Raw genomic sequence first — 25,894 nt, 5'->3', positions numbered from 1 at the left:
CATATAGGGAGATCTCCTACGAGTGATAAACGCGCTTCGTCTTATTGTTTAATCGGGTGCTTGCTAGTGGCCATCATCGTGAGTACGATGCGCCCACTTTGAAAGAGCACGATCTCAATTGGATGAGACATTTCGCAGCTCTTTGATTCTGTCTCACGCCGTTGGAACTCCAATGAGCGTATGACCGTAATCCAAACTAAAGGCCATGGATGTCCTACTCAAGCAAACTTTCTGCTCATTACCTCGATCTCGCAAAAGCCTCTGTTTCCAAAGAGAATTTCGCGGGCGAGGATGTTCGCTTTTCGAGCGAATATGAGTCACTGGAAAGCGAGCTGGCCAAAGCCTCGTCCATGCACGAAAGCGGTCAGATCGACTGGCTGAAAATCCGTGAAAACAGCGAAAACCTGCTGCGCACCCAGTCCAAGGATTTGCGCGTCGGCGCCTGGCTGACCTGGGCCCTGTACCAGCGCGAATCCTTCCAAGGCCTGCTCGCGGGCCTCGGTTTGCTGCACTACCTGTGCGAAAGCCACTGGGCCGAAGTCCACCCGAACAAGGCACGTACGCGCTCCGCTGCGATCAGTTGGCTGGTGCCGCGTCTTGAGCAGGTGCTGACCGAAAACGTCGCGATCAAAGAGCAGTTGCCGATGTTCCGCCGTCTGGTGGAACACCTGGAAGGCCTCGACGCCGCGTGCACCGAGCACCTGGGTGACGACGCGCCGTTGCTGCTGCCAATCTCCCGCCGTCTGAAAAACATGGTGCAACGCGCCGCCGACAACCAGCCGGAACCAGGCGTGGTCGGTGCGGCCGTGGCTCAGGTCAAACAAGTCGCGACGCAACTGCTGACGCCCGGCGCGCCGATCGACAACGAGAAAGAAGCCCACAAAGCCCTGCGCGCGCAGCAAGAAAGCGCCCGGCCGTTGTGCGCCTGGTGGCTCAAGCAGAAAGCTACCGACCTGCGCGCCCTGCGCCTCAATCGCACGCTGTTGTGGTTGCCCATCGACGCTGTCCCCGAACGTAATGCCGAGCAGATCACCGTGCTGCGCGGTTTGCCGGCGGACAAGCTCAAGGCCTATCAGGACCGTTACGACCAGGGCAAATACGCTGACCTGTTGGTGGAACTGGAGGCGAGCCTGGCGAAGGCGCCGTTCTGGTTCGATGGCCAGCGAATGGTCTGGGAATGCCTCCAGGCACTCAACGCAGAAATGGCGATGCGCGAAGTGGAAATCCACTTCGCGCTTTTGGTTCAGCGCCTGCCCGGCATTGTCGAATTGCGCTTCCATGACGGTGCGCCGTTCGCCGATCCGTCCACTCGCGCCTGGATCAGCGCCAACGTCATGCCGCACCTGCAAAGCGCCAGTGCGCCGCGCAAAGTCGAAGTCGCCGACACCCAGCCCGCCTGGGAACTGGCCCTCGAAGAGGTCCTGCCGATTCTGCGCAAGGACGGCCTCAAGGCTGCCGTGCAAATCCTCAAGCAGGGCCTGCAAAGCGCCAACGGCGGGCGCGTGAGATTCTTCTGGCAGTTCGCCCTCGCGCGGCTGTGCTTCATGGCCAAGAAATACGAACTGGCCAAGACCCAACTCGAAACCCTCGACCAAACATTACAGGACTCAGGCCTGCACGCCTGGGAGCCCGATCTTGCGCTGGAAGTGCTGCATTTACTGCATAGCTGCTGCGAGTTGTTGCCGCAGAACCATGCCGTACGTGAACGCAAGGAAGAGATTTATCGCAGGCTGTGCCACCTCGATCTCGAAGTGGTACTCGAATAGGCCCCAGGGCCACAACCGCAAGGAGAAAAGCCATGGCCAAAGAAGGCTCGGTAGCCCCCAAGGAACGCATCAACGTCACGTTCAAACCTGCCACCGGTGGTGCCCAGGAAGAGATCGAACTGCCGTTGAAACTACTGGCAATCGGTGACTACACCCACCGCAAGGACGAACGCAAAGTCGAAGATCGCAAGCCGATCAGCATCGACAAGATGACCTTCGACGAGGTGCTGGCCAAGCAAGAGCTGCAGCTGACACTGAGCGTACCGAACCGTCTTCAGGAAGAAAGCGACACTGAAGAACTGGCCGTGAAACTGCGCGTCAACTCGATGAAGGACTTCAACCCGGCCAGCCTGGTCGAGCAAGTGCCTGAGCTGAAAAAACTGATGGAACTGCGCGACGCGCTGGTGGCCCTCAAAGGCCCGCTGGGTAACGCGCCTGCGTTCCGCAAAGCCATCGAAGGCGTTCTCGCCGACGACGAATCCCGCGGTCGCGTACTGGGTGAGCTGGGCCTGAACGCCGCAGCCCAGGACGTCTGAGTCTCCATCAGCCAAGGAAGCCAACATGAGCACGAGTGCAGCGCAGCAAAAGAGTAACGAGAACGGCGAATACAGCATTCTCGACAGCATCATCGCCGAAACCCGCCTGACCCCGGACGACGAAGCCTACGACATCGCCAAGCGCGGTGTGTCGGCCTTCATCGAAGAGCTGCTCAAGCCGCAGAACAACGGCGAGCCGGTCAAGAAAGCCATGGTTGACCGCATGATCGCCGAGATCGATGCCAAGCTCAGCCGTCAGATGGACGAGATCCTCCACCACCCGGACTTCCAGTCCCTGGAATCGTCGTGGCGTGGCCTGCAGTTGCTGGTCGACCGCACCAACTTCCGCGAAAACATCAAGATCGAAATCCTCAACGTCTCCAAAGAAGACCTGTTGGACGATTTCGAAGATTCGCCGGAAGTGATGCAGGCTGGCCTGTACAAGCACATCTACACCGCTGAATACGGCCAGTTCGGTGGTCAGCCGGTAGGCGCGATCATCGCTAACTACTTCATGTCCCCAAGCTCGCCGGACGTGAAACTGATGCAGTACGTGTCCAGCGTTGCGTGCATGTCCCACGCGCCGTTCATTGCCGCCGCCGGCCCGAAATTCTTCGGCCTGGAAAGCTTCACCGGCCTGCCGGACCTGAAGGATCTGAAGGATCACTTCGAAGGCCCGCAATTCGCCAAATGGCAGAGCTTCCGCCAGTCGGAAGACTCCCGTTACATTGGCCTGACCGTGCCGCGTTTCCTGCTGCGCAACCCGTACGACCCGGAAGAAAACCCGGTCAAATCGTTCGTGTACAAAGAAACCGTCGCCAACAGCCACGAGCACTACCTGTGGGGCAACACCGCCTACGCGTTCGGCACCAAGCTGACCGACAGCTTCGCCAAATTCCGCTGGTGCCCGAACATCATCGGCCCACAGAGCGGTGGCGCGGTTGAAGACCTGCCGTTGCACCACTTCGAAAGCATGGGCGAAATCGAAACCAAGATCCCTACCGAGGTATTGGTCAGCGACCGTCGTGAATACGAACTGGCCGAGGAAGGCTTCATCTCCCTGACCATGCGCAAAGGCTCCGACAACGCGGCGTTCTTCTCCGCAAGCTCGGTGCAGAAGCCGAAGTTCTTCGGCATCAGCGCAGAAGGCAAGGCCGCAGAGCTGAACTACAAGCTCGGCACCCAACTGCCGTACATGATGATCGTCAACCGCCTGGCTCACTACTTGAAAGTGCTGCAGCGCGAGCAACTCGGTTCGTGGAAAGAACGTACCGACCTCGAGCTGGAACTGAACAAGTGGATCCGCCAGTACGTGGCCGACCAGGAAAACCCGAGCGCCGAAGTTCGTGGCCGTCGTCCGCTGCGCGCTGCCCAGATCATCGTCAGCGATGTCGAAGGCGAGCCTGGCTGGTACCGCGTCAGCCTGAACGTGCGCCCGCACTTCAAGTACATGGGTGCCGATTTCACCCTGTCGCTGGTTGGCAAGCTGGACAAAGAGTAAGCGGAGCTAACTCATGACTGGATACGGCAGCCTTTTCGAACGCCTGGGTGGCGACGCGGACAAACGCGTCGGCTGGAGCCGCGAGGTTTCCGCCATGGCGTCCGTGGCTGCCCATCTGGCCAAGATGCTCAGCACCCGTGCGGGCAGCGTGCAAACGCTGTCCGATTACGGGCTACCCGATCTCAATGACATGCGCCTGAGCCTGCACGACTCCCTGAGTCAGGCCCGCCTGGCCATCGAAAGCTTCATCGAAGCCTACGAACCGCGCCTGAGCAACGTGCGTGTCATCTCCCTGCCGCGTGACAACGATCAGCTTCGTCTGTCCTTCAGCATCGAAGGCCTGCTGGAAGTTGATGGTTTCAAGCGCCAGGTCAGTTTCGCCGCGCGCCTGGATGGCAGCGGTCAAGTAAAGGTCACTTAAGGAGATTCGTATGTCCGGCAAACCAGCAGCACGCGTATCCGACCCCACCGCTTGCCCGCTCCCCGGCCACGGCACCAACCCGATCGCCGCCGGTTCCGGCGACGTCTTCTTCGACGGCCTCGCGGCCGCCCGCCAAGGCGATGCCTCGGCGTGTGGTGGTGCGATGTCGGGCGGGTTGGCGACGACGGTTTTGATTAACGGGAAACCGGCTGCGACGGTGGATTCCGTTGGGACTCATGGCAACAAGGTTACGGCCGGGTCCGGGACGGTGATTATCGGGAATTCGCATTCGCCGGTGCCGTTTGTGGCGCCGTTGCCGTTAATGCTGTTTACCCACACTCAGCATGTAGTGATGGAAGATCAGGATGGAAATCCTCTGCAGGATATTCCCTATCAGATCACTACGGCTAAAGGTCAGGTCATCTCTGGCCAGAGCGATGCGATGGGAAGAACCCAGTTAGTCGGTGGTAAGGAAGGTGAAGCCTTCGACTTTCACGCTGCGATTGGTGGGGCAATGGTATGAGTGCAGAAGTTCTATCTACATTAATGGCGCGCTCAATTGCACTTACCCCAAAGGAAGACAAAGCACCAAAAAAAGTTACTTACAAGGTGTTCTGGAAAACAACTGCTTTCTGGACTGATGCGGATATTGCTGACTATCACAAAGAAGCACCAGAGATAGCAGAACGGCTTATCGTAGAAAAATACTGGACTAAAGAGGGGGCGGTTAGCGGAAATAAATTCACCTGTGAAGATTTCGCACTCAGATTGCTTTGTGAATTTTCCTCTAGTCGCGGGTTGCCGATTAAGCTAAAAACCGGAGTAAGAACCTATAGAAATATGGAGAACTACTCTGCCGCTGAGCATGATCGCTACCTATCGCACATGTATGGTTTCTGCGAAATGGTCATGTTGACTTACGGCGCCCCAGATATGCAGCGAGTTGGCGAAAATACGTTATCGGTCGAGACAGCCGAGGCCTTGCTACCTGGAGATATCCTCGCTCAAGCATTGGACCGGCCCAAGGACATCGCCCACCACGTTCAAATTACCGTGAGTGTCAACGAGTCGAAAATCGAAATTAGGCAGGGCAACACAAGCGGAGTAAGCGTCCGTCCTTTCACTACGGTTCAAAAATGGCTTGGATCAAACATGGCTGATCCGCAAAACTCGGGCTACGCGGGAATGCCGATAGAGAAAGGATATTACACAAAGCATGCGGTGGGTTGGACTTACCGTAATGAAAGTACAGGGGCAATGGCTGAAGATTTCCTGAAGAAATTCCTGTTTTATAGGTGGAATTTTATGGAGTTCAACAAATGACTTTTCGAGACTATTTGGCAAGCGTTGCTGATAGCGATTTTTTTGGTGTGTTGGCGATTTTATGTTCGTTAGTGGCGCTGCTGGGGTTGTTTAGACAAGTCAGAGAAAGGCGCCTCCATAAAATTATGATGTATGTGTGTGTGCTGATAGTGCCGGTGATTCATATCATTGGTACTTATTACTTAAATCAGCCGCCGGCCTGAATGAGCCAGTTTTGTGAGTGGGGGGCGCGCAAAAAAAGGGTCTGTCCCCATTATCAATTTTGCTGATGACAAATTGGAAATAGACGAATGAAGATTCTGAAAAGACTAGCCATCTCACTCGCTATTATCTTTGTTCTGCTCGTAGTGGCGGTGTTTGCTCTGCTGGAGCGTGATGACGGAAAGGGGCCTGTATTGAAAGATCATCCAAATGCTTTTTGGAGCGGGGCGGAAGACGGTGGCTCCTTCTTTGAAATTACACAGTCGAGCCCCCCAAGCTACTACGTCGAATTACGCCATGAAAGCGGTGATATCTGGTCCAAAGGCTGGGTGACACATGTGAAGAAGGACGGGAGCCAGCTTTCTAACGAAGATTTTATGGGGTACGACGGAGGTGATGAAGTTTACTTGCAGGACGAAACTGCATTGAAGTTGAACCCGGCGTTGGTGAAGTAACATGACAGCATGCGCATTCCTTAACTTAACGGAAAAGGGGGCTGTCCTTAATGTTTGCTGGGTTTCAGGTGAGCAGCGCCGGCTCGAATTGGCAAAGACCCTCTATTCGCGGAGGCTTGCGTTGATGAGTAGTGCAACAAAAGTCAAAACTATGATCATCATGGCAGCCGCATTGATCGTACCGTTTGCATTGCTCGAAATTTATGCGGTTGTCCGGTTTGGATTTGCTGAACCTTATAGTTATTTGCTTTCCGTTCCATTGGGAGTGATTTCGTTCTTACTATTGCAGTTCGCTATTGGTTATGGGGTGGTTAAGGGGTGGGCGGTCTGCAGAATGCCTGGTAACTACTATTTATTGGTGCTTTGGATAGTCAGCTTGTTGGCGATATTTGTGCTTCCTGTGTGTTATTCAGGTGGGCCAATGTCGTGATTAGGTATTTTTATTTTTTTGTCTCTGCAATTTTGCTTTTTATGTCATTCACTGACCCAAAAACCAGATGGTTAGTGAGTGGTGCTGATGTTTACGGAAGTTTGTTTGTTTTTTGTGCGGTGCTTTATATCCCGCTGATGGCATGTGTTTTTTATTATTTTGTAAAAACAGTGGTAGTTGTTTTTAAGTCGAAGCGCTTACAAGGTGGATTTCATTCCTTGGTCGCTACCGCTGTAGGTGTTGTTACGCTTTATAGCTTCAATCACTGGGTGTTCAATGAAATTTACTAATGATCCAGCGCAGAACATCCAGAAAAGTGGAAGTTGCGCTTGTCCGAATTTTTTCAGGGTTGTGCTCTGGGTACCGTTATTGGTGTTGCTGCTTCTCATATTGATTGAGCAGAGCAACGAAAACGCGTCGGTTTTGAACTGGCATCAGATGCTGTTGATCTACGTCCTCGCATTCGGAGTCCCGGCCTATACCGCTTTCGCCCTGTGGGCAACGCGTGAGCTGAGCGGAAAAACCGAACAGCAGATCATCAAAAAAATCTGGTGTGCGCCGCTGATGTTCATCCCGTTTTACGCCGTCCCCTGGGTGATTTATGGGCTGGTAAACGCATTGATGGGTGATATGGCTGGCTTCGCAATGACGTTGGGCTGGCTGGCTTTTTTACCGTACCTGCTCATCGCCGGCTACGTGATTTCCGGTGTGACAGTCGCGCTCTACAGGACAGTTTTTTCATGAGATCCACCACCAGGAAGGTACCCCGTGTCCTTTAACCACTACTACCAAAGCGAACTCACCGCACTTCGCCAGTTAGGTCGTCGATTCGCCGAGCGTAGCCCGGCGTTGGCGCCTTTCCTCGGTCAGGCCGGCCGAGATCCAGACGTGGAGCGGTTGCTGGAGGGTTTTGCATTCCTGACCGGTCGCCTGCGTCAGAAGCTCGACGATGAACTGCCAGAGCTCAGCCATTCCCTGATGCACCTGCTGTGGCCCAACTACATGCGGCCGCTGCCAGCGTTCAGCATTTTGCAGTTCGCCCCGTTGAAGCGTTCGGGGCCCGCGTTGAGGGTCGAGCGCGACACGCCAATCGAGAGCGTGCCGATCGATGACGTGCGTTGCCGCTTCCGTACCTGCTACCCGACCGAAGTCTTGCCGCTGGATCTGGCCGCGCTGAATTACTCGGTGAAGGGCGACGGTTCGCTGTTGAGCCTGCGTCTGGAGATGAGTGCTGACGGTCACCTCGGTGAGTTGGAACTGAGCCGCCTGCGTCTGCACTTCGCCGGTGAGCGCTACATCAGCCAGATGCTGTACCTGAGCCTGCTGCGCAATCTGGAAGGCATCGAGCTGATCCCGCTGGACGGCGCCGGCAAGCCCATCAACGGTGTCAACGGCACGCCGATGGCGTTCAAGATGCCCGGCGACCGTGTGCAGCCGGTGGGTTTTGCCGAAGAAGAAGCGTTGATCCCGTATCCGCTGAACACCTTCCGCGGCTATCGCTACTTGCAGGAATACTTCGCCTTCCAGGACAAATTCCTCTTCGTCGACATCAACGGTCTGGATCTGCTCAAAGCATTGCCGGAAGACACGCTCAAGCAGATGCGCGGCCTCGAATTGCGCTTCGACATTCGCAAGAGCGGCATCATGCGCATGCGTCCGACGCTGGATAACGTGAAGCTCTATTGCACGCCCATCGTCAACCTGTTCAAGCACGACGCCTTGCCGATCCGCCTCGACGGCAAGCAGGACGAATACCTGCTGCTGCCCGCCGAATTCGATCTGCAAAATTGCGGCGTGTTCTCGGTGGAAACCGTGACCGGCTGGAAGCCCGGCGGCCTCGGTTATCAGGAGTACGTGCCGTTCGAATCCTTCGAGCACGACCCGAGTTTCGACGTGCCCAACAGCCGTCCGCATTACAGCATTCGCCAGCGTTCCTCCTTGCTGCACGACGGCCTCGACACCTACCTGAGCTTCGGCATCCGCCACACCGAAGCCCATGAAACCCTGTCGATCGAGCTGATGTGCACCAACCAGAACCTGCCGCGCAAGCTCAAGCTCGGCGACATCTGCATGGCCTGTGAAGAGACGCCGGAGTTTTTGAGCTTCCGCAACATCACCCCGGCCACGTCGAGTTTCGCGCCGCCGCTGAACCGCGACTTCCTCTGGAAGTTGATCAGCAACATGTCGCTTAACTATTTGTCCCTGGCCGACGTCAATGCGTTGAAGGTGATTCTCGAAACTTACGATTTGCCGCGCTACTACGACCAACACGCGGAAAAAGTCAGCAAGCGCCTGCTCGGCGGGCTCAAGTCGATCAAGCACCACCACGTCGACCGGTTGCACCGAGGGTTGCCGGTTCGCGGGTTGCGCACCGAGCTGACCATCGACCCGGAAGGGTATATCGGCGAGGGCGACTTGTTCGTTTTCGCTTCGGTTCTCAACGAGTTTTTCGCGCTTTACGCCAGTCTCAATTCGTACCACGAGCTGCGGGTAAAAAGCACACAGGGAGAGGTGTACCAATGGACACCACGTATGGGCCTGCAGCCGCTTCTTTAAGCGGACTGACCCGAGGAATACGCGAGTACTCGCTGTTTCAGGCCGTGCTGCTGGTGATTGACCGGCTGCGCGAGGCCCACCCGCACCTGAGCGAAGACGACCTGTACGACCAGCTGGAATTCCAGGCCAACCCGAGCCTGGGTTTCCCTGGCAGCGACGTTGATCGCGTGGAGTTTTTCCAAGAGCACGGGCACATGCGTGCGCGCCTGCGGTTCAACCTGATCGGCCTGGTCGGCTCCGGTTCGCCGCTGCCGGCGTTCTACGGCGAACAGGCGTTGGGCGACAGCGAAGACGGCAACCCGACCCGCAACTTCCTCGATCTGTTTCACCATCGCCTGCAACGGCTGATGCTGCCGATCTGGCGCAAGTACCGCTACCGCGCAAGCTTCCAGAGTGGTGCCCTCGACCCGTTTTCGGCGCAGCTGTTTGCCTTGATCGGCCTTGGCGGCGAAGAGATCCGCAAGGCCCAGGAACTGAACTGGAAACGCCTGCTGCCGTACCTCGGCTTGCTCAGCTTGCGGGCGCACTCGGCGGCGCTGATCGAAGCGGTGCTGCGTTACTACTTCAAGCACGCCGAGCTGACCATCGAGCAATGCATCGAGCGCCGCGTGGAAATTCTCGACGAGCAGCGCAACCGTCTGGGCCGCGCCAACAGCCTGCTCGGCGAAGACCTGGTGCTGGGCGAACACGTGCGCGACCGCAGCGGCAAATTCCGCATTCACATCCGCGAACTCGACTGGCAGCGCTTTCACGAATTCCTGCCAATCGGTTTCGGCTACCAGCCGTTGTGCGCGCTGGTGCGGTTCACCCTGCGTGACCCGCTCGACTACGACATTCGCCTGGTGTTGCGCCAGGAAGAAATCCGCGAACTGCGCATCGGTGAGCAGAACGCCTGTCGCCTGGGATGGACCAGTTGGCTGGGCCGCGAAAAAGCGGACGGCGTGGTGACCTTGGGCAGCAAAATTCATTAAGGACAGATGACCAATGATCAACGTAGACCTGCAACAACTTATCCAGGCGCTGGACGCCGAAACCCGTCGTGATCTGGAAAGTTCTGCCGAACGCTGCGTCGCCCGTGGCGGCAGCAAGATACTCGTCGAAGATCTGCTGCTGGGCCTGCTGGAGCGCCCGCAAGGCCTGCTCGCACGCGCGTTGCAAGATGCCGAAGTGGATGCCGGTGAGCTGAGCGCCGCGCTGCAATCGCGAGTCGAGCACAGCGCCTCGCGCAACCCGGTGTTCGCCCCGGAACTGGTGCAGTGGCTGCAAGATGCGTTGCTGGTGGCCAACCTTGAACTGGGCCAGAGCCAGGTCGAGCAAGCCGCGTTGATCCTCGCGCTGCTGCGCAATCCGATGCGCTACGCCGGCAGCCGCTACCAGTCGTTGCTGGCCAAGCTGAACATTGAGCGCCTGAAAGAATTTGCCCTGTCGCAGAAAGAGCAACCGGCCACCGGTAAGCCTGCCGTACCGGGCGAATCACTGCTGCAGCGCTTCACCCACAACCTGACCCAACAGGCCCGCGACGGCAAACTCGACCCAGTGCTGTGCCGTGATGGCGCGATCCGGCAGATGGTCGACATCCTCGCCCGTCGCCGCAAAAACAACCCGATTGTGGTCGGCGAAGCTGGCGTCGGTAAAACCGCGATTGTCGAAGGTTTGGCTTCGCGCATTGCCGCCGGTGAAGTGCCGCAAGTGTTGAAAGGCGTCGAGCTGCTGTCGCTGGACATGGGCCTGTTGCAGGCCGGCGCCAGCGTCAAAGGTGAATTCGAGCGTCGCCTCAAAGGCGTGATCGACGAAGTCAAAGCCTCGCCGAAACCGATCATCCTGTTCATCGACGAAGCCCACACGTTGATCGGCGCGGGCGGCAATGCCGGCGGTTCCGATGCGGCCAATTTGCTCAAACCAGCCTTGGCCCGTGGCGAGTTGCGCACCATCGCCGCCACCACATGGGCGGAGTACAAGAAGTACTTCGAAAAAGACCCGGCCCTGGCCCGTCGTTTCCAACCGGTGCAACTGCACGAACCGACCGTCAGCGAAGCGGTGACCATCCTTCGTGGTTTGGCTCAGGTGTACGAGAAGAGCCACGGCATCTACCTGCGCGACGACGCGGTGGTGGCGGCGGCGGAATTGTCCGCCCGTTACCTCGCAGGCCGTCAGCTGCCGGACAAAGCCGTCGATGTGCTCGACACCGCCTGCGCCCGTGTTCGCATCAGCCTCGCCGCTGCCCCGGAAAGCCTTGAACGTCTGCGTGGCGAACTGGCTGAAGGGGGCCGTCAGCGCCAGGCGCTGCGTCGTGATGCTGAAGCCGGTTTGTTGATTGATCACGAAGCGCTGGATGCTTTGGAAGATCGTCTGGCCGCCGCCGAAGACGAAATGGTCGCCCTCGAAACGCTGTGGACCGAGCAGAAAGAACTGGCCGAGCGCTTGTTGGATCTGCGTCAGCAACTGGCCAAGGCTCGCGAAGCGGCTGCCGTCGAACCGACCGTCACGGTTGAAGAAGACGCCGAAGGCACCGTGATCGAAACCCTTGAAACGGTGAATGACGTCGCGTCCCTCGAAACCGCGCTCAACGAAACTCACAAAGCCCTGACCGATGCTCAGGTCAAAGAACGCCTGGTCAGCTTCGAAGTCTGCCCGCGTCTGGTCGCCGAAGTCATCAGCGCCTGGACCGGCGTGCCGCTGGCGCAACTGGCCCGCGAACACAACGCCAAGGTCGCCAGTTTCGCCACCGACCTGCGCACGCGCATCCGTGGTCAGGAACAAGCCGTGCACGCACTGGACCGCTCGATGCGCGCCACCGCTGCCGGCCTGAACAAACCGGATGCACCGGTGGGCGTGTTCCTGCTGGTGGGCCCGAGCGGCGTCGGCAAGACCGAAACCGCGCTGGCCCTCGCCGATTTGCTGTACGGCGGTGATCGTTTCATCACCACCATCAACATGTCCGAGTTCCAGGAGAAGCACACCGTGTCGCGCCTGATCGGTGCACCGCCGGGCTACGTCGGCTACGGCGAGGGCGGCATGCTCACCGAAGCCGTGCGGCAGAAGCCGTACTCCGTTGTGTTGCTCGATGAGGTCGAAAAGGCTGACCCGGACGTGCTCAACCTGTTCTACCAAATCTTCGACAAAGGCGTGGCCAACGACGGCGAAGGCCGCGAGATCGACTTCCGTAACACGCTGATCCTCATGACCTCGAACCTGGGCAGCGACCGCATCAGCGACCTTTGCGAAAACGGTGCACGGCCAACTGCCGAAGTGCTCGAAGAAACCATTCGCCCGGTGCTCAGCAAGCACTTCAAACCGGCGCTGCTGGCGCGGATGCGTGTGGTGCCTTACTACCCGGTCGGCGGCCCGGTGCTGCGTGAGCTGATCGAAATCAAACTCGGTCGTCTGGGCGAGCGCCTGAACCGTCGTCAGCTGGATTTCACCTACTCGCAAGACCTCGTCGATCACCTGGCCGAGCGCTGCACCCAAAGCGACAGCGGCGCGCGTCTGATCGACCACTTGCTGGACCTGCACGTACTGCCGCTGGTGGCCGACCGCTTGCTCGACGCGATGGCAACCGGTGAAAGCCTCAAGCGCGTCCACGCGACGCTCGACGGTGGCGCCAGCGTGACCTGCGAGTTCGCCTGAGGTGGGTGTGATGTTCACTCAAGTGCCGCAGCCGCTGGTGTATGCCGAAGCGTTGCTGGCGCAGTTCGCCAGCCTGTCGCGCGCGGCGGACGGCGCTGCGCTGCTGGGTGACTTCGTGCGCGGGGTGGCGGAACTCAGCGGTTGCGAGTTGACGCAGCTGTACCTGCTGGACGCGACCCACACGTGCCTGGGGATGAACGCCGAGTGCCTGAACGGCATTCTGCAGCCGCGCGAATCGGCAAGCTTGCCGGCGGATTACAACGGTGAACAACTGCTGCAATTCGCCCTGTGCCAGAACCGCGTGGTGAGCCTCGGCGAACTGAGCGGCAGCCTGCACGAAACCAGTTTCCTGCCGCCGCAGGCCACGCCGTGGCAGTCGCTGCTGTGCGTGCCGCTGGTCAATCAGCAGAAGGCGGTCGAAGGTTTGTTGCTGTGCGCCAGTCGTCGGCACATGGACCTGCAAGGCTTCGCCGATTCCCTCGGGCAACTGGGGTCGTTTGTGCTCGGCCAACTGCATCTGCTGCAACGTCTGCGTCAGCCGGTCGGTGATGCACGGCCATTGAAAGCCAGCATCCCGAGTGCCAGTGGTTACGGCTTGATCGGCAAGAGCAAGGCCATGCGCGAAACCTATTCGCTGATCAGCAAAGTCCTGCACAGCCCCTACACCGTGCTGCTGCGCGGCGAGACCGGCACCGGCAAGGAAGTGGTCGCACGCGCCATTCACGACTGCGGCCCGCGCCGTTCCCAGGCGTTCATCGTGCAGAACTGCGCGGCGTTCCCCGAGAACCTGCTGGAAAGCGAACTGTTCGGCTACCGCAAAGGCGCGTTCACCGGCGCGGATCGCGACCGCGCCGGGCTGTTCGACGCGGCCAACGGCGGCACCTTGTTGCTCGATGAAATCGGCGACATGCCGTTGTCGCTGCAAGCCAAGTTGCTGCGCGTGTTGCAGGAAGGCGAGATCCGCCCGCTGGGTTCCAACGACACCCACAAAATCGATGTACGCATCATCGCCGCGACGCACCGGGATTTGTCGGTGCTGGTCAGCGAAGGCAAGTTCCGCGAGGACTTGTATTACCGCCTTGCGCAATTCCCGATCGAGTTGCCGGCCCTGCGTCAGCGCGAAGGCGACATCCTTGATCTCGCCCGGCACTTCGCCGACAAGGCCTGCTCGTTCTTGCAGCGTGATGTGGTGCGTTGGTCCGATGCGGCGCTGGATCACCTGTCCGGTTATGCGTTCCCCGGCAACGTGCGCGAACTCAAAGGCCTGGTCGAGCGCGCGGTGTTGCTGTGCGAGGGCGGCGAGTTGCTGGCCGAGCATTTCTCCCTGCGCATGGAAGCCGTGCCGGAAGACAACAGCCTGAACCTGCGCGAACGCCTGGAGCAGGTCGAACGCAGCCTGCTGCTCGATTGTCTGCGCAAAAACGACGGCAACCAGACCCTCGCCGCCCGCGAACTCGGGCTGCCGCGTCGTACGCTGCTGTACCGCCTCGGGCGCCTGAACATCAATCTCGGTGACTTCGATGGCTAGGCAAATGACCGTCGATTTCACCTCATTCGCTTCTGATAGCGCCGCCCGAACGGGCCGGCGCTTTGTGCTTTGTCTACCCCTGGAGACCCTCTGATGTCTGTTCGTCACTGGCAAGCCGTCCTGCTGACCCTCGTCGTTCTATGCGGCCTTGGCGGCTGCAGCGGCAATTACAAATTCAACGACAACACCTATCGCCCATTGGGTGATCCGCAGGCGGTCAATCGCGGCAAGTGACCGCAAGGAGTATCACCATGGAATTGGTTTTCGAAATGCTGAACACCAAGCAGTTCGTGCCCACGGAGCTGTGCCAGAAGACCTTCAAGCAGGCCGGCGGCGTGATTGGCCGGGGCGAGGATTGCGACTGGATCATCCCGGACCGCAAGCGTCACCTGTCCAATCACCATGTGGACATCAGCTTTCGCGAAGGGACGTTCTTCCTGACCGACACCAGCAGCAACGGTGTCCAGGATGGCGGCAGCGGCGCACGCCTGCGCAAGGGCGAACCGATGCGCATCGAGCATGGCAGCACCTACGTGCTGGGTGATTTCGAGATCCGTGCGCGGCTGGTGCGCGACCCGGCGACCTTCGACGTTGAAGTCGGTCGCCCACAAGCGGCGGGCAGCATCATCCCGGATGACGCGTTCCTTGACCTCGATCCGCTGAACGCCCTTGATCAACAAGAGCGCGTGTACTCGGAAATCGAAGAGCTGATCACCCCGAGCACCACGATCGAGGACACCCGTCAGCGCGCCGACTATGCGCGCATCGACATGGAAAGCCTGATGGTGCCGGAGTTGATCAACGCCCCCGCCGAACCCGCACCAAGCCCTGTCGCAAAAGCGCCTGAGCGCCAGAGCGAAGGTTTCTGGGAGCACTTCGGTGCAGCGCTGGGCGTGGACCTCAAAGGCCTCGACCACGACGCCCGCGAAGCCCTGGCGCTGAACGCGGCACGCCTGCTCAAGCAAAGCGTCGGCGGTTTGCAGCAGAGCCTGCGCACCCGCAGCGAACTGAAAAACGAACTGCGTCTGGCCCAGACCACCGTGCAAGGCACGAACAAGAACCCGCTGAAATTCGCCGTCGATGCAGGTGAAGCGCTGGGCATTCTGTTGCAGTCGAACAAGCCGGGCCAATTGCCGGCCGAACAGTCGATTTCCCGTGCGTTCCGCGATTTGCAGGCGCATCAGGTGGCTTTGCTGACCGCCAGCCGCGCCGCCGTTCGCGGCACCCTGGAGCACTTCTCGCCGCAACAATTGACCCTGCGTTTCGAGCGCGACAACAAGCCGTTGCTGGCCACGTCTGGCAGCCGCTGGAGAGCGTACGGTCGTTATCACCAGGCCCTACGTCAGGACGATGACTGGAGCGAGCGCCTGTTGGCCCGCGACTTCGCTCAAGCCTACGAAGAACAGATCCGTCTGATTTCCACCCTTCACACCGACCACCAAGGATGATGCGCATGTCTCGCTGCTCGACCGCTTTTTTCAAGATGCTGACTGCGTTCGCGGTGCTGGTGCTGCTGGCCGGTTGTTCGTCGCTGTCGCCGTATTCCAAAGTCACCAAGGTCAACCTGAAGCTCACCGGCAGCGATCAGCTGAACCCGGACCTCAACGGGCGCCCGTCGCCGGTTGTCGTGCGTCTGTTCGAGCTCAAGCACCCGGTGACATTCGAGAACGCCGACTTCTTCAGCCTGTACGAGCGCGCCAAGGAATCCCTGGCCCCAGACCTGGTGGCCAGCGAAGAACTCGAACTGCGCCCGGGCGAAACCATCGAGCTGAAACTCAGCGTGGAGGAGGGCAGCCGTTACGTCGGGATCCTCGCGGCCTACCGCGACCTGCCGGAAACCAAATGGCGCTACACGGTGCAAGTCACCCCGCTGGAAGTCACCGAGGCTGACCTGACCCTCGACCAGGCCGGTATTCGCAACAGCAACGAAAAGCTCGCCAAGGCGGATGACTGATCATGAATTCCCATAAAGTCATTTGGCAGGAAGGCATGCTGCTGCGTCCGCAGCACTTCCAGCACAACGATCGCTACTACGACCACCAGATGAAAACCCGCACGCAGTTGTTGGGCAGTTACACCTGGGGTTTCCTCAATCTCGACATCGATTTGCAGTTCCTCAACATGGGCAAACTGGTGATCAGCCAGGCCTCGGGGATTCTGCCGGACGGCAGCCTGTTCGAACTCGGCGGCAACACCGAGCCACTGGCGCTTGACGTGCCGCCGAACACCGGCAACACACCGATTTACCTGGCGCTGCCGCTGGTCACCGGTAACCACATCGAGTCGCGCCGCCCGGAGCAATCCGACGTGCTGGCGCGCTACACCGCGTATGAAGCGGAAGTGGCCGACTCCAACGCCGGCGACGATTCCGCCAGTCAGGTCAGCTGCGGTCGCCCGGATTTCAAACTGTTGCTCGGCGAGCAGCAGAGCGATCAGGCCTACGTGAAGCTGAAGATCTGCGACGTGCTCGACACCACGCCCGACGGCGTGATCAGCCTCGATCCGGATTTCGTGCCGACCTACATTCAGGCGCATTCCTCCAGCTATTTGCTGTCGTGCCTGAAAGAAGTGATCAGCATGCTCGGTCACCGGGGCGACACCATCGCCGAGCGCATCCGCTCCAATGGCAAGGTCGGTGGCGCGGAAGTCGGCGACTTCATGATGCTGCAACTGATCAACCGCACCGAGCTGTTGCTGCGTCACTACCTCGGTCTGGAACAGGTTCACCCGGAAGAGTTGTACCGCACGCTGCTGACCATGCTCGGTGATCTGGCGACCTTCTCCAGCGACAGCAAACGCCCGCGTCTGGACAGCCGTTACCAGCACAGCGATCAGGGCGCGAGCTTCCGCAAACTGATGGAAGCGATCCGTCAGGTGCTGTCGATGGTGCTCGAACAGCACGCCATCGAACTGGTCCTGCAAGCACGTCAGTACGGGATCATCGTCTCGCCGCTGCACGACCACAAACTGCTGGGTTCGGCGTCGTTCGTGCTCGCGGCCAGTGCCAACTGCGATTCCGAAGAACTGCGCCACCGCTTGCCGGCGCACCTCAAGGTCGGCCCGGTGGAGCGCATCCGTCAACTGGTCAACCTGCACCTGCCGGGCATCAAGGTCAAACCGTTGCCGGTGGCCCCACGGCAGATCGCGTTCCACTCCAACAAAACCTATTTCATCCTCGAACTCAGTTCCGAAGACCTGGCACAACTGGAGCGCTCCGGCGGCTTCGCGTTCCACGTGTCCGGCGAATTCGCCGAGCTTGAATTGAAATTCTGGGCCATCAGGAACTGACCGACATGATCAAGGACATGGAACACCATCAGGACGATAAAACCGTCTTGCTCGACCGCCAGGGCCACGGCCCGGCGCAAAGTCCGCTGACCGACTTCGCCGCACCGCCGCGTTTCGAACAACTCGAAGAGCGGATGATCTACGCCGCGCGCCTGCGCCCGGCAGAGACCTTCAACATCAGCCTCAATTCGCTGGTGGCCGCCGGTTCCGACCTGTTGTCGGAAGTGGTTCGCCTCAAGCACAGCGACAGCCGCGAAGACATGTACGCGCTCAACGAGCGCCTGACCGCCGGGCTGAAACTGTTTGAAGTGCGTGCGCTGCACAACGGCGCCGAAAGCAGCCAGGTGATGGCTGCGCGTTACGTGCTCTGCACCGTGGTCGACGAAGCCGTCGTGACCACGCCGTGGGGCAACGAAAGCGAGTGGTCGCAGATGAGCCTGCTCAGCAGCTTTCACAATGAAACCTTCGGTGGCGAGAAGTTCTTCCAGCTGCTGGATCGCCTGTCGAAAAACCCGGTCAAGCACCTGCCGATGCTGGAGCTGATGTACCTGTGCCTGTCCCTCGGTTTCGAAGGCAAGTACCGCGTGCAAGCGCGCGGCATGCTCGAACTCGAAGGCATCCGCGACGCCTTGTACCGGCAGATTCGTCAGCTGCGCGGCGACGTGCCGCGTGAACTGTCGCCGCATTGGGAAGGCTTGAACGACCAGCGTCGCAGCCTGGTGCGCATCGTGCCGGCGTGGATGGTGGTGCTGTTCACCGTGGTCTGCCTGGTGGTGATGTATTCGGGGTTCGCCTGGGTCTTGGGCGAGCAGCGCGACACCGTTCTGCAACCTTATCAGCCGCTGGATTCCGCCGCGGCCCAGCCGCTGTCGCAGCCGTAAACAGGGACGTGTGATGAAAAAGTTTTTCAAGAAAGTCGGCGCGTTCGTGCGCCAGACCTGGGTCTGGACCTTGCTGCTGGTGCTGTTCGTCGCGCTGCTGGTCTGGTTTGTCGGGCCGCTGTTGGCCGTCGATGACTACAAGTTCTGGGAAGGTTCGACCTCCCGCCTGCTGACCATCAGTGTGCTGTTCCTGATCTGGGGCCTGACCATGGTCTTCGTCAGCTGGCGTGCCGGTGTGCGCAAGAAAGCGGTCGAAGAGACTGAGGATGGTCAGGATCGTATCCGCCGTGAAGAGTTGATCGACGAAGAGCAGAAGGAGTTGAAGGAGCGTTTCAAGGACGCCCTGAAAACCCTGAAGACCTCGAGCCTCTATCGCGGCCGCAGCGAGCGCTGGCGCAGCGATTTGCCGTGGTACTTGCTGATCGGCCCGCAGGGCAGCGGCAAGACCAGCCTGCTGGACTTCTCGGGCCTTGAGTTTCCGATCAACAAGATCGACCGCAAACTGACCCGCGACACCCTCGGCACCCGTCATTGCGACTGGTATTTCGCCGACCACGGTGTGCTGATCGACACCGCCGGACGTTACCTGACCCAGGCGGATGCCGAAGTCGACGGCAGCGCCTGGAGCACTTTGCTCGACCTGCTGCGCAAGCGTCGTCGCAACCGTCCGTTGAACGGCGTGCTGGTGACCATTCCCGTGGAATTGCTGCTGGGCGCTAACGAGCAGGATCTGGAGACGCTGGCGCGTCAGGTGCGTGCGCGCCTGCAAGACGTGCATCAGAAACTGCACGTCGATGTGCCGATCTATCTGGTCCTCAGCAAGGCTGACCAGTTGCTCGGTTTCGACGAGTTCTTCGACCAGCTGACCCGCGAAGAAAGCGATCAGGTGCTCGGCACCAGCTTCCGCAAAGAGCAGAGCGGCACCGACGTCACCGTGCTGCGCGCCGAGTTCGAAGAGCTGCTGCGTCGCCTGAACAGCCAGGTGATCATGCGCATGCACCAGGAGCGCGACACCCAGCGCCGTGGCCGCATCCTCGACTTCCCGCATCAACTGGGGCAGATCGGCGAGCGCCTGTGCCTGTTCGTCGACATGGCGTTCACCGGCAACCGTTATCAGCGTGTCAGCCAGTTGCGCGGTTTCTACCTGACCAGCGCACCGCACCTGACCCAGGAAATGGACCAGACCACCGCCGGCATCGGCGCCAATCTGGGGATCAACTCCGGCGTATTGCCGACCCTGCGCAGTGGCCGTTCGCGGTTCATTCACCATTTGCTCAGCCGGGTGATTTTCCCCGAGGCCGATCTGGCCGGTCTGGACAAGCGTGAACGCAGCCGCATCCATTGGGGCCAGCGTGCGTTGTACGTCGGTGCATTGGCGGCGTTGGGCCTGTTCGGCCTGCTATGGGCGAGCGGTTTCTCGGCCAACTATGAGCGCCTGGAAAACCTGCGCAACCTGGCACAAACCTGGACGCAACAGCGCTCGGCCTTGACCGCCCGTGATGATTCGATGGCGGTGCTGAAGACCCTCGACACCAGCTACGCGGCGACCCAGGTGTTCCCGAAGAAGGGCGATGTGGGTTACCACGAGCGTGGCGGCCTGTATCAGGGCGAAGACGTCAACCCGGTGGTCAAGGCGGCTTACGAGCGCGAGCTCGAAAAGCAATTGCTGCCGAAGGTCGCGACCCTGCTGGAAGGGCAGATCCGCGCCAACATGAAGGACCGCGAACGCCTGCTCAACAGCCTGCGCGCGTACCTGATGCTGAACATGAAAGACCGCCGCGATGCGGTGTGGCTCAAGGATTGGGTCGCGACTGACTGGTCCCTGCGTTACGCCGGCAACACGGCGGTGCAGAACGGTCTGAACACGCACTTCGAGCGCTTGCTCAAGCTTCCGTTTATCTACCCGCTGAACGATCAACTGGTGGCTCAGGCGCGTCAGGTATTGCGCAGCGAGTCGCTGGCCAACGTGGTTTACCGGATGCTGCGCGAGCAGGCCCGAGACCTGCCGGAATACCGTTTGAGCCAACACCTGGGCCCGCAAGGTGCGCTGTTTGTCGGCACCGATTACGTTATCCCGGGCTTCTACACCCAGCAGGGTTATCAGCAGTATTTCTCGGTGCAGGGCAGTGCGCTGGTCACCGATATCCTGCGTGACAACTGGGTGCTGGGCGAAGGTTCGGGCATCAGCGGCATGGACTTGCGTCGCCTGATGGTCGAACTGGAGCAGCTGTATTTCCGCGACTACGCCAACTTCTGGAGCGAAGCCGTGGGCCAGGTTGCACTGCCTCCGATCAGCGATTTCAGTGAGGGCGCCGAGCAACTGGCGGGCCTGACCTCGGCCAACTCGCCGGTGCTGCAACTGCTGGTGGAAGTGCGCGAGAACACCCGGTTCCCGGCAGAAGCCGAGGCGGTCGATCAAGCGGCTGATGCCGCTGCAGCACTGGGCGAGCAGAAAGGCAAGTTGGGCAAGCTGGGCAAACTGGCGTCTGCCGCCGCGGACAAAGCCTCGGACATGGCCGCGATCAAAAACCTGCCGGACACCGCGAAGAAATCCCTGCAACGCCGCTTCGAACCGCTGCACCGTTTGCTGGATGACAACAACGGCCCGGCCGCTGATTTGACCCCGGCGCTGACGGCGCTCAACGACCTGCAAATGCAACTGTCGAGCCTCGCCCGCGCCAGTGCGCCGGAGCAGGCCGCGTTCGAAATGGCCAAGACCCGCATGAGCGGCCAGCGTGATGCGCTGAGCAACCTGCGCAATGCCTCGAACCGCCTGCCGCGCCCGGTCAGCGTGTGGTTCAACGTGCTGGCCGAAGACACCTGGCGTCTGGTGCTCAACGATTCCTACCAGTACCTGAACCAGCGTTATCAAAGCGAGCTGTACAGCTTCTACGGCAAGGCGATCAACAAGCGTTATCCGTTCAGCGCCCACAGCACCAGCGACGTGGCGATCAGCGACTTCCGCGAGTTCTTCAAGGCGCAGGGCATTGCCGATCGCTTCTTTGATACCTACATGCGTCCGTTCGTGAGTGGCGATCCGGGCAACTACCGTCTGCGCAGCATTGACGGTCACAGCATGCCGATCTCCAAGGTCTACCTCGACCAGATGGCCGCGGCCCAAGTGATCCGCCAGAGCTTCTTCTCGATCAACCCGGCGGAACCGCAAGTGCAGTTCAAACTGGAGCCGTACACCCTCGACCCGGCTGTCAGCCGTTCCGAGTTCAAGTTCGGCGACAAGACCATCGAATACCGTCACGGCCCGATTGTGCCGGTGTCGTTCAAATGGCCGACCGACGCCGAAGACGGTCGCACCAGCCTGGTGATGGACAAGATGGCGGGCCGCCCGATCGGCATCGAGAAGAACTCCGGCCCGTGGTCGCTGTTCCGTCTGTTCGACCTGATGCAGACCGAGTACCTCAGCGGTCGTGACGTGCTGGTGCTGAAGGCGGACGTCGGTGGCCTGCGCGCCAACTACTTGCTGACCAGCCAGCGCACGCCGAACCCGTTCGACATGGGCGTGCTGCGCACCTTCCGCATGCCGGTGCAGCTCTGATGCTGGTTGCCAGTTCCTGGCGCAGCGCTGCGCGCACCGATGCCGGCAAGGTTCGGGCGCGCAACGAAGATGCTTTCCTCGACTGTCCGCAGCAGGGGCTGTGGGTGGTCGCGGACGGCATGGGCGGTCATCAGGGTGGCGACGTTGCCAGCCAGTTGATCGTCGCCAGCCTGGCGGAATTGCCGGCGCAGGATGACTTCGACGAACGACTCAAAGGTATTCGCCAGTGCCTGCACTGGCTGAACCGCCGCTTGGGTCAGGAGTTGACCGTCACCGCCGGGCGCCACGACAGCATCATGGGCAGCACCGTCGTGGCGCTGCTGGTGGAAGGCAATCGCGCGGCCTGCATTTGGGCTGGCGACAGCCGTTGCTACCTGTGGCGCGGCCAGCGTTTGTACCAGCTGTCCAAGGACCATTCGCTGCAACAGCAACTTATCGACGAGCAACAGATGAGCGTCGAAGACGCCAGTGCCCATCCCGCCGCGCATGCCTTGACCCGTGCGGTCGGGGCGGCCGAGCAGCTGACGCTGGACGTGCTCGAACTCGAGGTTTACCCCGGTGATGCGTTTCTGTTGTGCAGCGATGGTTTGTACAACGGGCTGAGCAGCGATGCCTTGGGTAGCGCCCTGAGCCTGACCGCGCCGCATGTCGCGCTTGAGCGTCTGTTCGATGGCGCGCTGCGTGGCTCGGCCCGGGACAACCTGACTGCCGTGGTGATCCGCCAATGAGCCAACTCATGCCGCCGCTCGACGACCTGCTGATGAGCGAAGAGCAAGCCAATAACCTGACTTACTTTGCGTTTGCCAAGTCGCATCAAGCGGAGCCCGCGTTGGCGCCGACCAAGGCCAGCGTCGGTGAACTGCCAGACGTGCTGGCAGGCCGTTACCGCATCGAGCGTCTGCTCGGTGCCGGCGGCATGGGCGCAGTTTACCGTGCACGGGACTTGCTGAGCGAACAGTTCGGCGATCCCGACCCTTACATCGCGCTGAAAATCCTCAGCGAAGAATTTGCCGAATCGCCGGACGCCAGCGCCTTGCTCTACAGCGAGTTCGCCCTGACCCGACGACTGCGCCATAACAATGTGTTGCGACCGCACACCTTTGAAGTGGACACCGATTGCCAGCGCGCCTTCATCACCATGGAACTCATGCGTGGGCTGACCCTGGACAAACTGCTCTGCGAGCGACCACTTGGCCTGCCGTGGAACGAACTGCGCGACATCGCGCTGCCGCTGCTCGACGCACTGGCCTACGCCCACGCTCGCGGCGTGCTGCACGGCGACATGAAGCCGAGCAACGTGATGCTCAGCGAAGAAGGCGTGCGTCTGTTCGACTTCGGTCTGGGCCAGGCCGAGGAGGGCATCCTGCCCGGCCTGCCACACCTGAGCCGCGACCGCTTCAACGCCTGGACCCCAGGCTATGCCGCACCGGAACTGCTCGAAGGCCAGCCGATGTCCGCCAGCGCCGACGTCTACGGCGTGGCCTGCGTGCTTTACGAATTGGCGGGCGGCAAACACCCGTTCCGCCGCTTGCCCTCGACCCAGGCCCGTGACGAACACCTGGAACGCGAGCTGCACGCCCCGAAAAATCTACCGAAACACTGCTGGCCAGCCCTGCGAACGGCGCTGGCATTCGATGCGGCCGATCGAACGATCACCGCCGCACAACTGCGTGACGCCATGGGCGCCACTTTGTCTTTGCTGCAACGTCTGCGACTTCGGGCGTAACGGATGACTACCGAACAGGGAGCAAGCAATGTTCAACCCAGCTAACGAAACGCACTTCAGCCTGACTGTCGAAGACTATGTGGGCGACCTGCAAGTGCTGTCGTTCACCGGCACCGAAGGCATCAGCCAGCCGTATCGCTTCGACATTGAACTGGTCAGCGAAAACCCCGATCTGGATCTGGAAAAGCTCTTGCACAAGCAGGCATTTCTCGCATTAGATCCGCAGGGCAGCGGCATCCACGGCCAGATCTACCGCGTCGCCCAAGGCGATGCCGGCAAGCGCCTGACCCGCTACAAAGTCTCCCTGGTGCCGCACCTGCAATACCTGCATCACCGCACCAACCAGCGCATCTACCAGCAGATGTCCGCGCCAAAAATCATCGCGCTGATCCTCGAAGAACACGGCATCAAGGGCAACGCCTACAGCTTCCAGCTCAGCCAGCCGTGCCCGGATCGCGACTACTGCGTGCAGTACGACGAAACCGACCTGCACTTCGTTCAGCGCCTGTGCGAAGAAGAAGGCATTCACTACCACTTCCAGCACAGCGCCAAAGCTCACTTGCTGGTGTTCGGTGACGACCAGACCGTGTTCCGGAAACTCGGCCAGCCGACGGCCTATGTGCAAGGCAGCGGCATGGTCGCCGACGAACCAGTGATCAAAGGCTTCAAACTGCGCCTGGAAACCCGCACCAGTCGCACCACCCGCCGCGACTACGACTTCGAAAAACCACGCCTGCAACTCGAAGCGGCCTACAAGCCCGATGTTCAGAGTGACGAACCAGACCTCGAAGACTACGACTACCCCGGCCGCTTCCTCGACCGTGCGCGCGGCAAATTCCTCAGTCAGCGCGTCCTCGAACGCCACCGCGCCGACTACCAGCAAGCCGAAGGCCACGGCGACCAGACCCGCTTGATCAGCGGCCACTTCCTGGAAATGTCCGACCACCCGCGCACCGAGTGGAACGACCTCTGGCTGCTCACTGAAATCGTCCACGAAGGCAAACAGCCGCAAGTCCTCGAAGAGTCCGTGACCAGCGACACCACCGACAACAAAGACGACTTCCACCAGGGCTACCGCAACCGCTTCCTCGCCACTCCGTGGGCCGTGTTCTACCGCCCCGCACTGCAACACCCGAAACCGCGAGTACTCGGAAGCCAGACCGCCAAAGTCACCGGCCCCGCCGGCGAAGAAATCCACTGCGACCAATACGGCCGCATCAAAGTGCAATTCCACTGGGACCGCGAAGGCCAGGCCGACGACAAAACCAGCTGCTGGATGCGCGTCTCCTCAAGCTGGGCCGGCGACCGCTACGGAGCCATCGTCATCCCGCGCATCGGCATGGAAGTGCTCGTCACCTTCCTCGAAGGCGACCCCGATCAACCGTTGGTGACTGGTTGCCTGTACCACAAGGAAAACCAGGTTCCCTACGACCTGCCGGCGAACAAGACGCGCAGCGTGTTCAAAACCCTCAGCTCGCCGGGTGGCGGCGGGTACAACGAACTGCGGATTGAGGATAAAAAAGGCGCGGAGCAAATCTTCATCCATGCCCAGCGGGATTGGGATGAAAACATCGAGCACGACCAGAAGATTCGCGTCGGCAATGAGCGGCACGACACGGTGGTGAAGAACACCTACACCGAACTCAAGGCTGAAGAGCATCGCACCACGATTGCTGATCGCAAGGTGGAAACGCGGGTGGATGATCACCTGACGATTGGGCAGAACCAGCATGTCAAACTCGGCACCGCACAACTGACCAGCGCCGGGAAAGAGATTCACCTGAAGGCTGGGGCGAAAATCGTCATCGAGGCCGGCTCGGAGCTGACCATCAAGGGAGGCGGCAGCTTCATCAAACTGGATGCCGGCGGCGTGACCGTGGTCGGACCGATCGTGAAGATCAATGCCGGCGGCTCGGCAGGCTCGGGGACCGGGATCGGCATCAAACCGCCGATACTGCCGGGCGCAGCGGACAAGGACATCGCCGGCGCAGTGCCGCCTCAGGCTCTCGGCAACGCACCGATGGCGCCGCCCCCGGTTTGCAAGGAATGCCTGGCCCGGGCCAAACGTAACGCCCAGGCCCTGGCCGCACGATAAAGGACGA

The 25,894-nt window shown here is 60.1% G+C and carries 23 protein-coding genes; all 23 read left to right on the top strand.

The annotated features are described in order from the left end of the window. Window positions 1–209: 209 nt before the first annotated feature. The 23 genes from tssA (at window position 210) to tssI (ending at window position 25,887) form a co-directional block, all read left to right on the top strand. Window positions 210–1,766 carry a type VI secretion system protein TssA gene (gene tssA / locus KGA82_RS07840; RefSeq protein ID WP_008030680.1) on the top strand — a complete coding sequence of 519 codons (1,557 nt, stop codon included), beginning with the start codon at window positions 210–212 and terminating at the stop codon, window positions 1,764–1,766. Between the two features lie 32 nt (window positions 1,767–1,798). Then, entirely contained in the window at window positions 1,799–2,302 is a 504-nt protein-coding gene (gene tssB, locus KGA82_RS07835; protein WP_008030679.1) for a type VI secretion system contractile sheath small subunit, read from the top strand. 25 nt (window positions 2,303–2,327) lie between these two features. Next, window positions 2,328–3,803 carry a type VI secretion system contractile sheath large subunit gene (tssC, locus tag KGA82_RS07830; protein WP_008030678.1) on the top strand — a complete coding sequence of 492 codons (1,476 nt, stop codon included), beginning with the start codon at window positions 2,328–2,330 and terminating at the stop codon, window positions 3,801–3,803. A 13-nt stretch (window positions 3,804–3,816) separates the two neighbouring features. Beyond that, on the top strand, window positions 3,817–4,224 hold the full coding sequence (gene tssE / locus KGA82_RS07825) for a type VI secretion system baseplate subunit TssE (RefSeq protein ID WP_008038101.1): 408 nt from the start codon (window positions 3,817–3,819) through the stop codon (window positions 4,222–4,224). Window positions 4,225–4,234: 10 nt separating this feature from the next. Beyond that, on the top strand, window positions 4,235–4,747 hold the full coding sequence (locus KGA82_RS07820) for a PAAR domain-containing protein (protein WP_008030675.1): 513 nt from the start codon (window positions 4,235–4,237) through the stop codon (window positions 4,745–4,747). Next, a complete protein-coding gene (locus KGA82_RS07815) occupies window positions 4,744–5,547 on the top strand; it encodes a hypothetical protein (RefSeq protein WP_008030674.1) in 804 nt (267 codons plus the stop codon). The genes KGA82_RS07820 and KGA82_RS07815 overlap by 4 nt, the downstream gene beginning before the upstream one ends. Then, window positions 5,544–5,750: a hypothetical protein gene (locus KGA82_RS07810; protein WP_008030673.1), complete on the top strand. Its 207-nt coding sequence runs from the start codon at window positions 5,544–5,546 to the stop codon at window positions 5,748–5,750. The genes KGA82_RS07815 and KGA82_RS07810 overlap by 4 nt, the downstream gene beginning before the upstream one ends. A gap of 87 nt (window positions 5,751–5,837) precedes the next feature. Next, window positions 5,838–6,203: a hypothetical protein gene (locus KGA82_RS07805; protein WP_223450070.1), complete on the top strand. Its 366-nt coding sequence runs from the start codon at window positions 5,838–5,840 to the stop codon at window positions 6,201–6,203. A 124-nt stretch (window positions 6,204–6,327) separates the two neighbouring features. Next, window positions 6,328–6,633: a hypothetical protein gene (locus KGA82_RS07800; RefSeq protein WP_223450069.1), complete on the top strand. Its 306-nt coding sequence runs from the start codon at window positions 6,328–6,330 to the stop codon at window positions 6,631–6,633. A gap of 276 nt (window positions 6,634–6,909) precedes the next feature. Continuing rightward, window positions 6,910–7,377 carry a hypothetical protein gene (locus KGA82_RS07795; RefSeq protein ID WP_223450068.1) on the top strand — a complete coding sequence of 156 codons (468 nt, stop codon included), beginning with the start codon at window positions 6,910–6,912 and terminating at the stop codon, window positions 7,375–7,377. A gap of 24 nt (window positions 7,378–7,401) precedes the next feature. Next, entirely contained in the window at window positions 7,402–9,189 is a 1,788-nt protein-coding gene (tssF, locus tag KGA82_RS07790; RefSeq protein ID WP_223450067.1) for a type VI secretion system baseplate subunit TssF, read from the top strand. Further along, window positions 9,153–10,160 (top strand): type VI secretion system baseplate subunit TssG, encoded by a 1,008-nt coding sequence (tssG, locus tag KGA82_RS07785; RefSeq protein ID WP_008030662.1) that lies wholly within the window; start codon window positions 9,153–9,155, stop codon window positions 10,158–10,160. Before tssF ends, tssG begins: the two co-directional genes overlap by 37 nt. A 13-nt stretch (window positions 10,161–10,173) precedes the next feature. Next, window positions 10,174–12,816 carry a type VI secretion system ATPase TssH gene (tssH, locus tag KGA82_RS07780; RefSeq protein WP_223415122.1) on the top strand — a complete coding sequence of 881 codons (2,643 nt, stop codon included), beginning with the start codon at window positions 10,174–10,176 and terminating at the stop codon, window positions 12,814–12,816. Between the two features lie 10 nt (window positions 12,817–12,826). Beyond that, entirely contained in the window at window positions 12,827–14,344 is a 1,518-nt protein-coding gene (locus KGA82_RS07775; RefSeq protein ID WP_223450066.1) for a sigma-54 interaction domain-containing protein, read from the top strand. A 93-nt stretch (window positions 14,345–14,437) separates the two neighbouring features. Continuing rightward, window positions 14,438–14,578: a hypothetical protein gene (locus KGA82_RS07770; RefSeq protein ID WP_008030659.1), complete on the top strand. Its 141-nt coding sequence runs from the start codon at window positions 14,438–14,440 to the stop codon at window positions 14,576–14,578. A gap of 17 nt (window positions 14,579–14,595) precedes the next feature. Next, the gene (tagH, locus tag KGA82_RS07765) at window positions 14,596–15,792 is read left to right on the top strand and encodes a type VI secretion system-associated FHA domain protein TagH (protein WP_223450065.1); all 1,197 of its coding nucleotides are present in this window, start codon (window positions 14,596–14,598) and stop codon (window positions 15,790–15,792) included. Window positions 15,793–15,797: 5 nt separating this feature from the next. Next, the gene (tssJ, locus tag KGA82_RS07760; protein WP_008030657.1) at window positions 15,798–16,298 is read left to right on the top strand and encodes a type VI secretion system lipoprotein TssJ; all 501 of its coding nucleotides are present in this window, start codon (window positions 15,798–15,800) and stop codon (window positions 16,296–16,298) included. 2 nt (window positions 16,299–16,300) lie between these two features. Beyond that, entirely contained in the window at window positions 16,301–17,632 is a 1,332-nt protein-coding gene (gene tssK, locus KGA82_RS07755) for a type VI secretion system baseplate subunit TssK (protein WP_008030656.1), read from the top strand. Window positions 17,633–17,637: 5 nt separating this feature from the next. Then, on the top strand, window positions 17,638–18,513 hold the full coding sequence (gene icmH / locus KGA82_RS07750) for a type IVB secretion system protein IcmH/DotU (RefSeq protein ID WP_008030654.1): 876 nt from the start codon (window positions 17,638–17,640) through the stop codon (window positions 18,511–18,513). A 13-nt stretch (window positions 18,514–18,526) separates the two neighbouring features. Then, window positions 18,527–22,066: a type VI secretion system membrane subunit TssM gene (gene tssM, locus KGA82_RS07745; RefSeq protein ID WP_008038087.1), complete on the top strand. Its 3,540-nt coding sequence runs from the start codon at window positions 18,527–18,529 to the stop codon at window positions 22,064–22,066. After that, window positions 22,066–22,794: a PP2C family protein-serine/threonine phosphatase gene (locus KGA82_RS07740; RefSeq protein WP_008030650.1), complete on the top strand. Its 729-nt coding sequence runs from the start codon at window positions 22,066–22,068 to the stop codon at window positions 22,792–22,794. The genes tssM and KGA82_RS07740 overlap by 1 nt, the downstream gene beginning before the upstream one ends. Continuing rightward, a complete protein-coding gene (locus tag KGA82_RS07735) occupies window positions 22,791–23,792 on the top strand; it encodes a serine/threonine-protein kinase (protein WP_223450064.1) in 1,002 nt (333 codons plus the stop codon). Before KGA82_RS07740 ends, KGA82_RS07735 begins: the two co-directional genes overlap by 4 nt. 28 nt (window positions 23,793–23,820) lie before the next feature. Then, complete coding sequence (tssI, locus tag KGA82_RS07730; RefSeq protein ID WP_223450063.1) at window positions 23,821–25,887, top strand: type VI secretion system tip protein TssI/VgrG; 2,067 nt, start codon at window positions 23,821–23,823, stop codon at window positions 25,885–25,887. Window positions 25,888–25,894: the final 7 nt, after the last annotated feature.

It is taken from the genome of Pseudomonas sp. BF-RE-22 (genome assembly GCF_019956155.1).
In the GTDB taxonomy this organism is placed as follows: Bacteria; Pseudomonadota; Gammaproteobacteria; order Pseudomonadales; family Pseudomonadaceae; genus Aquipseudomonas; species Aquipseudomonas migulae.
This window is presented reverse-complemented; position numbering and strand designations above follow the sequence as displayed.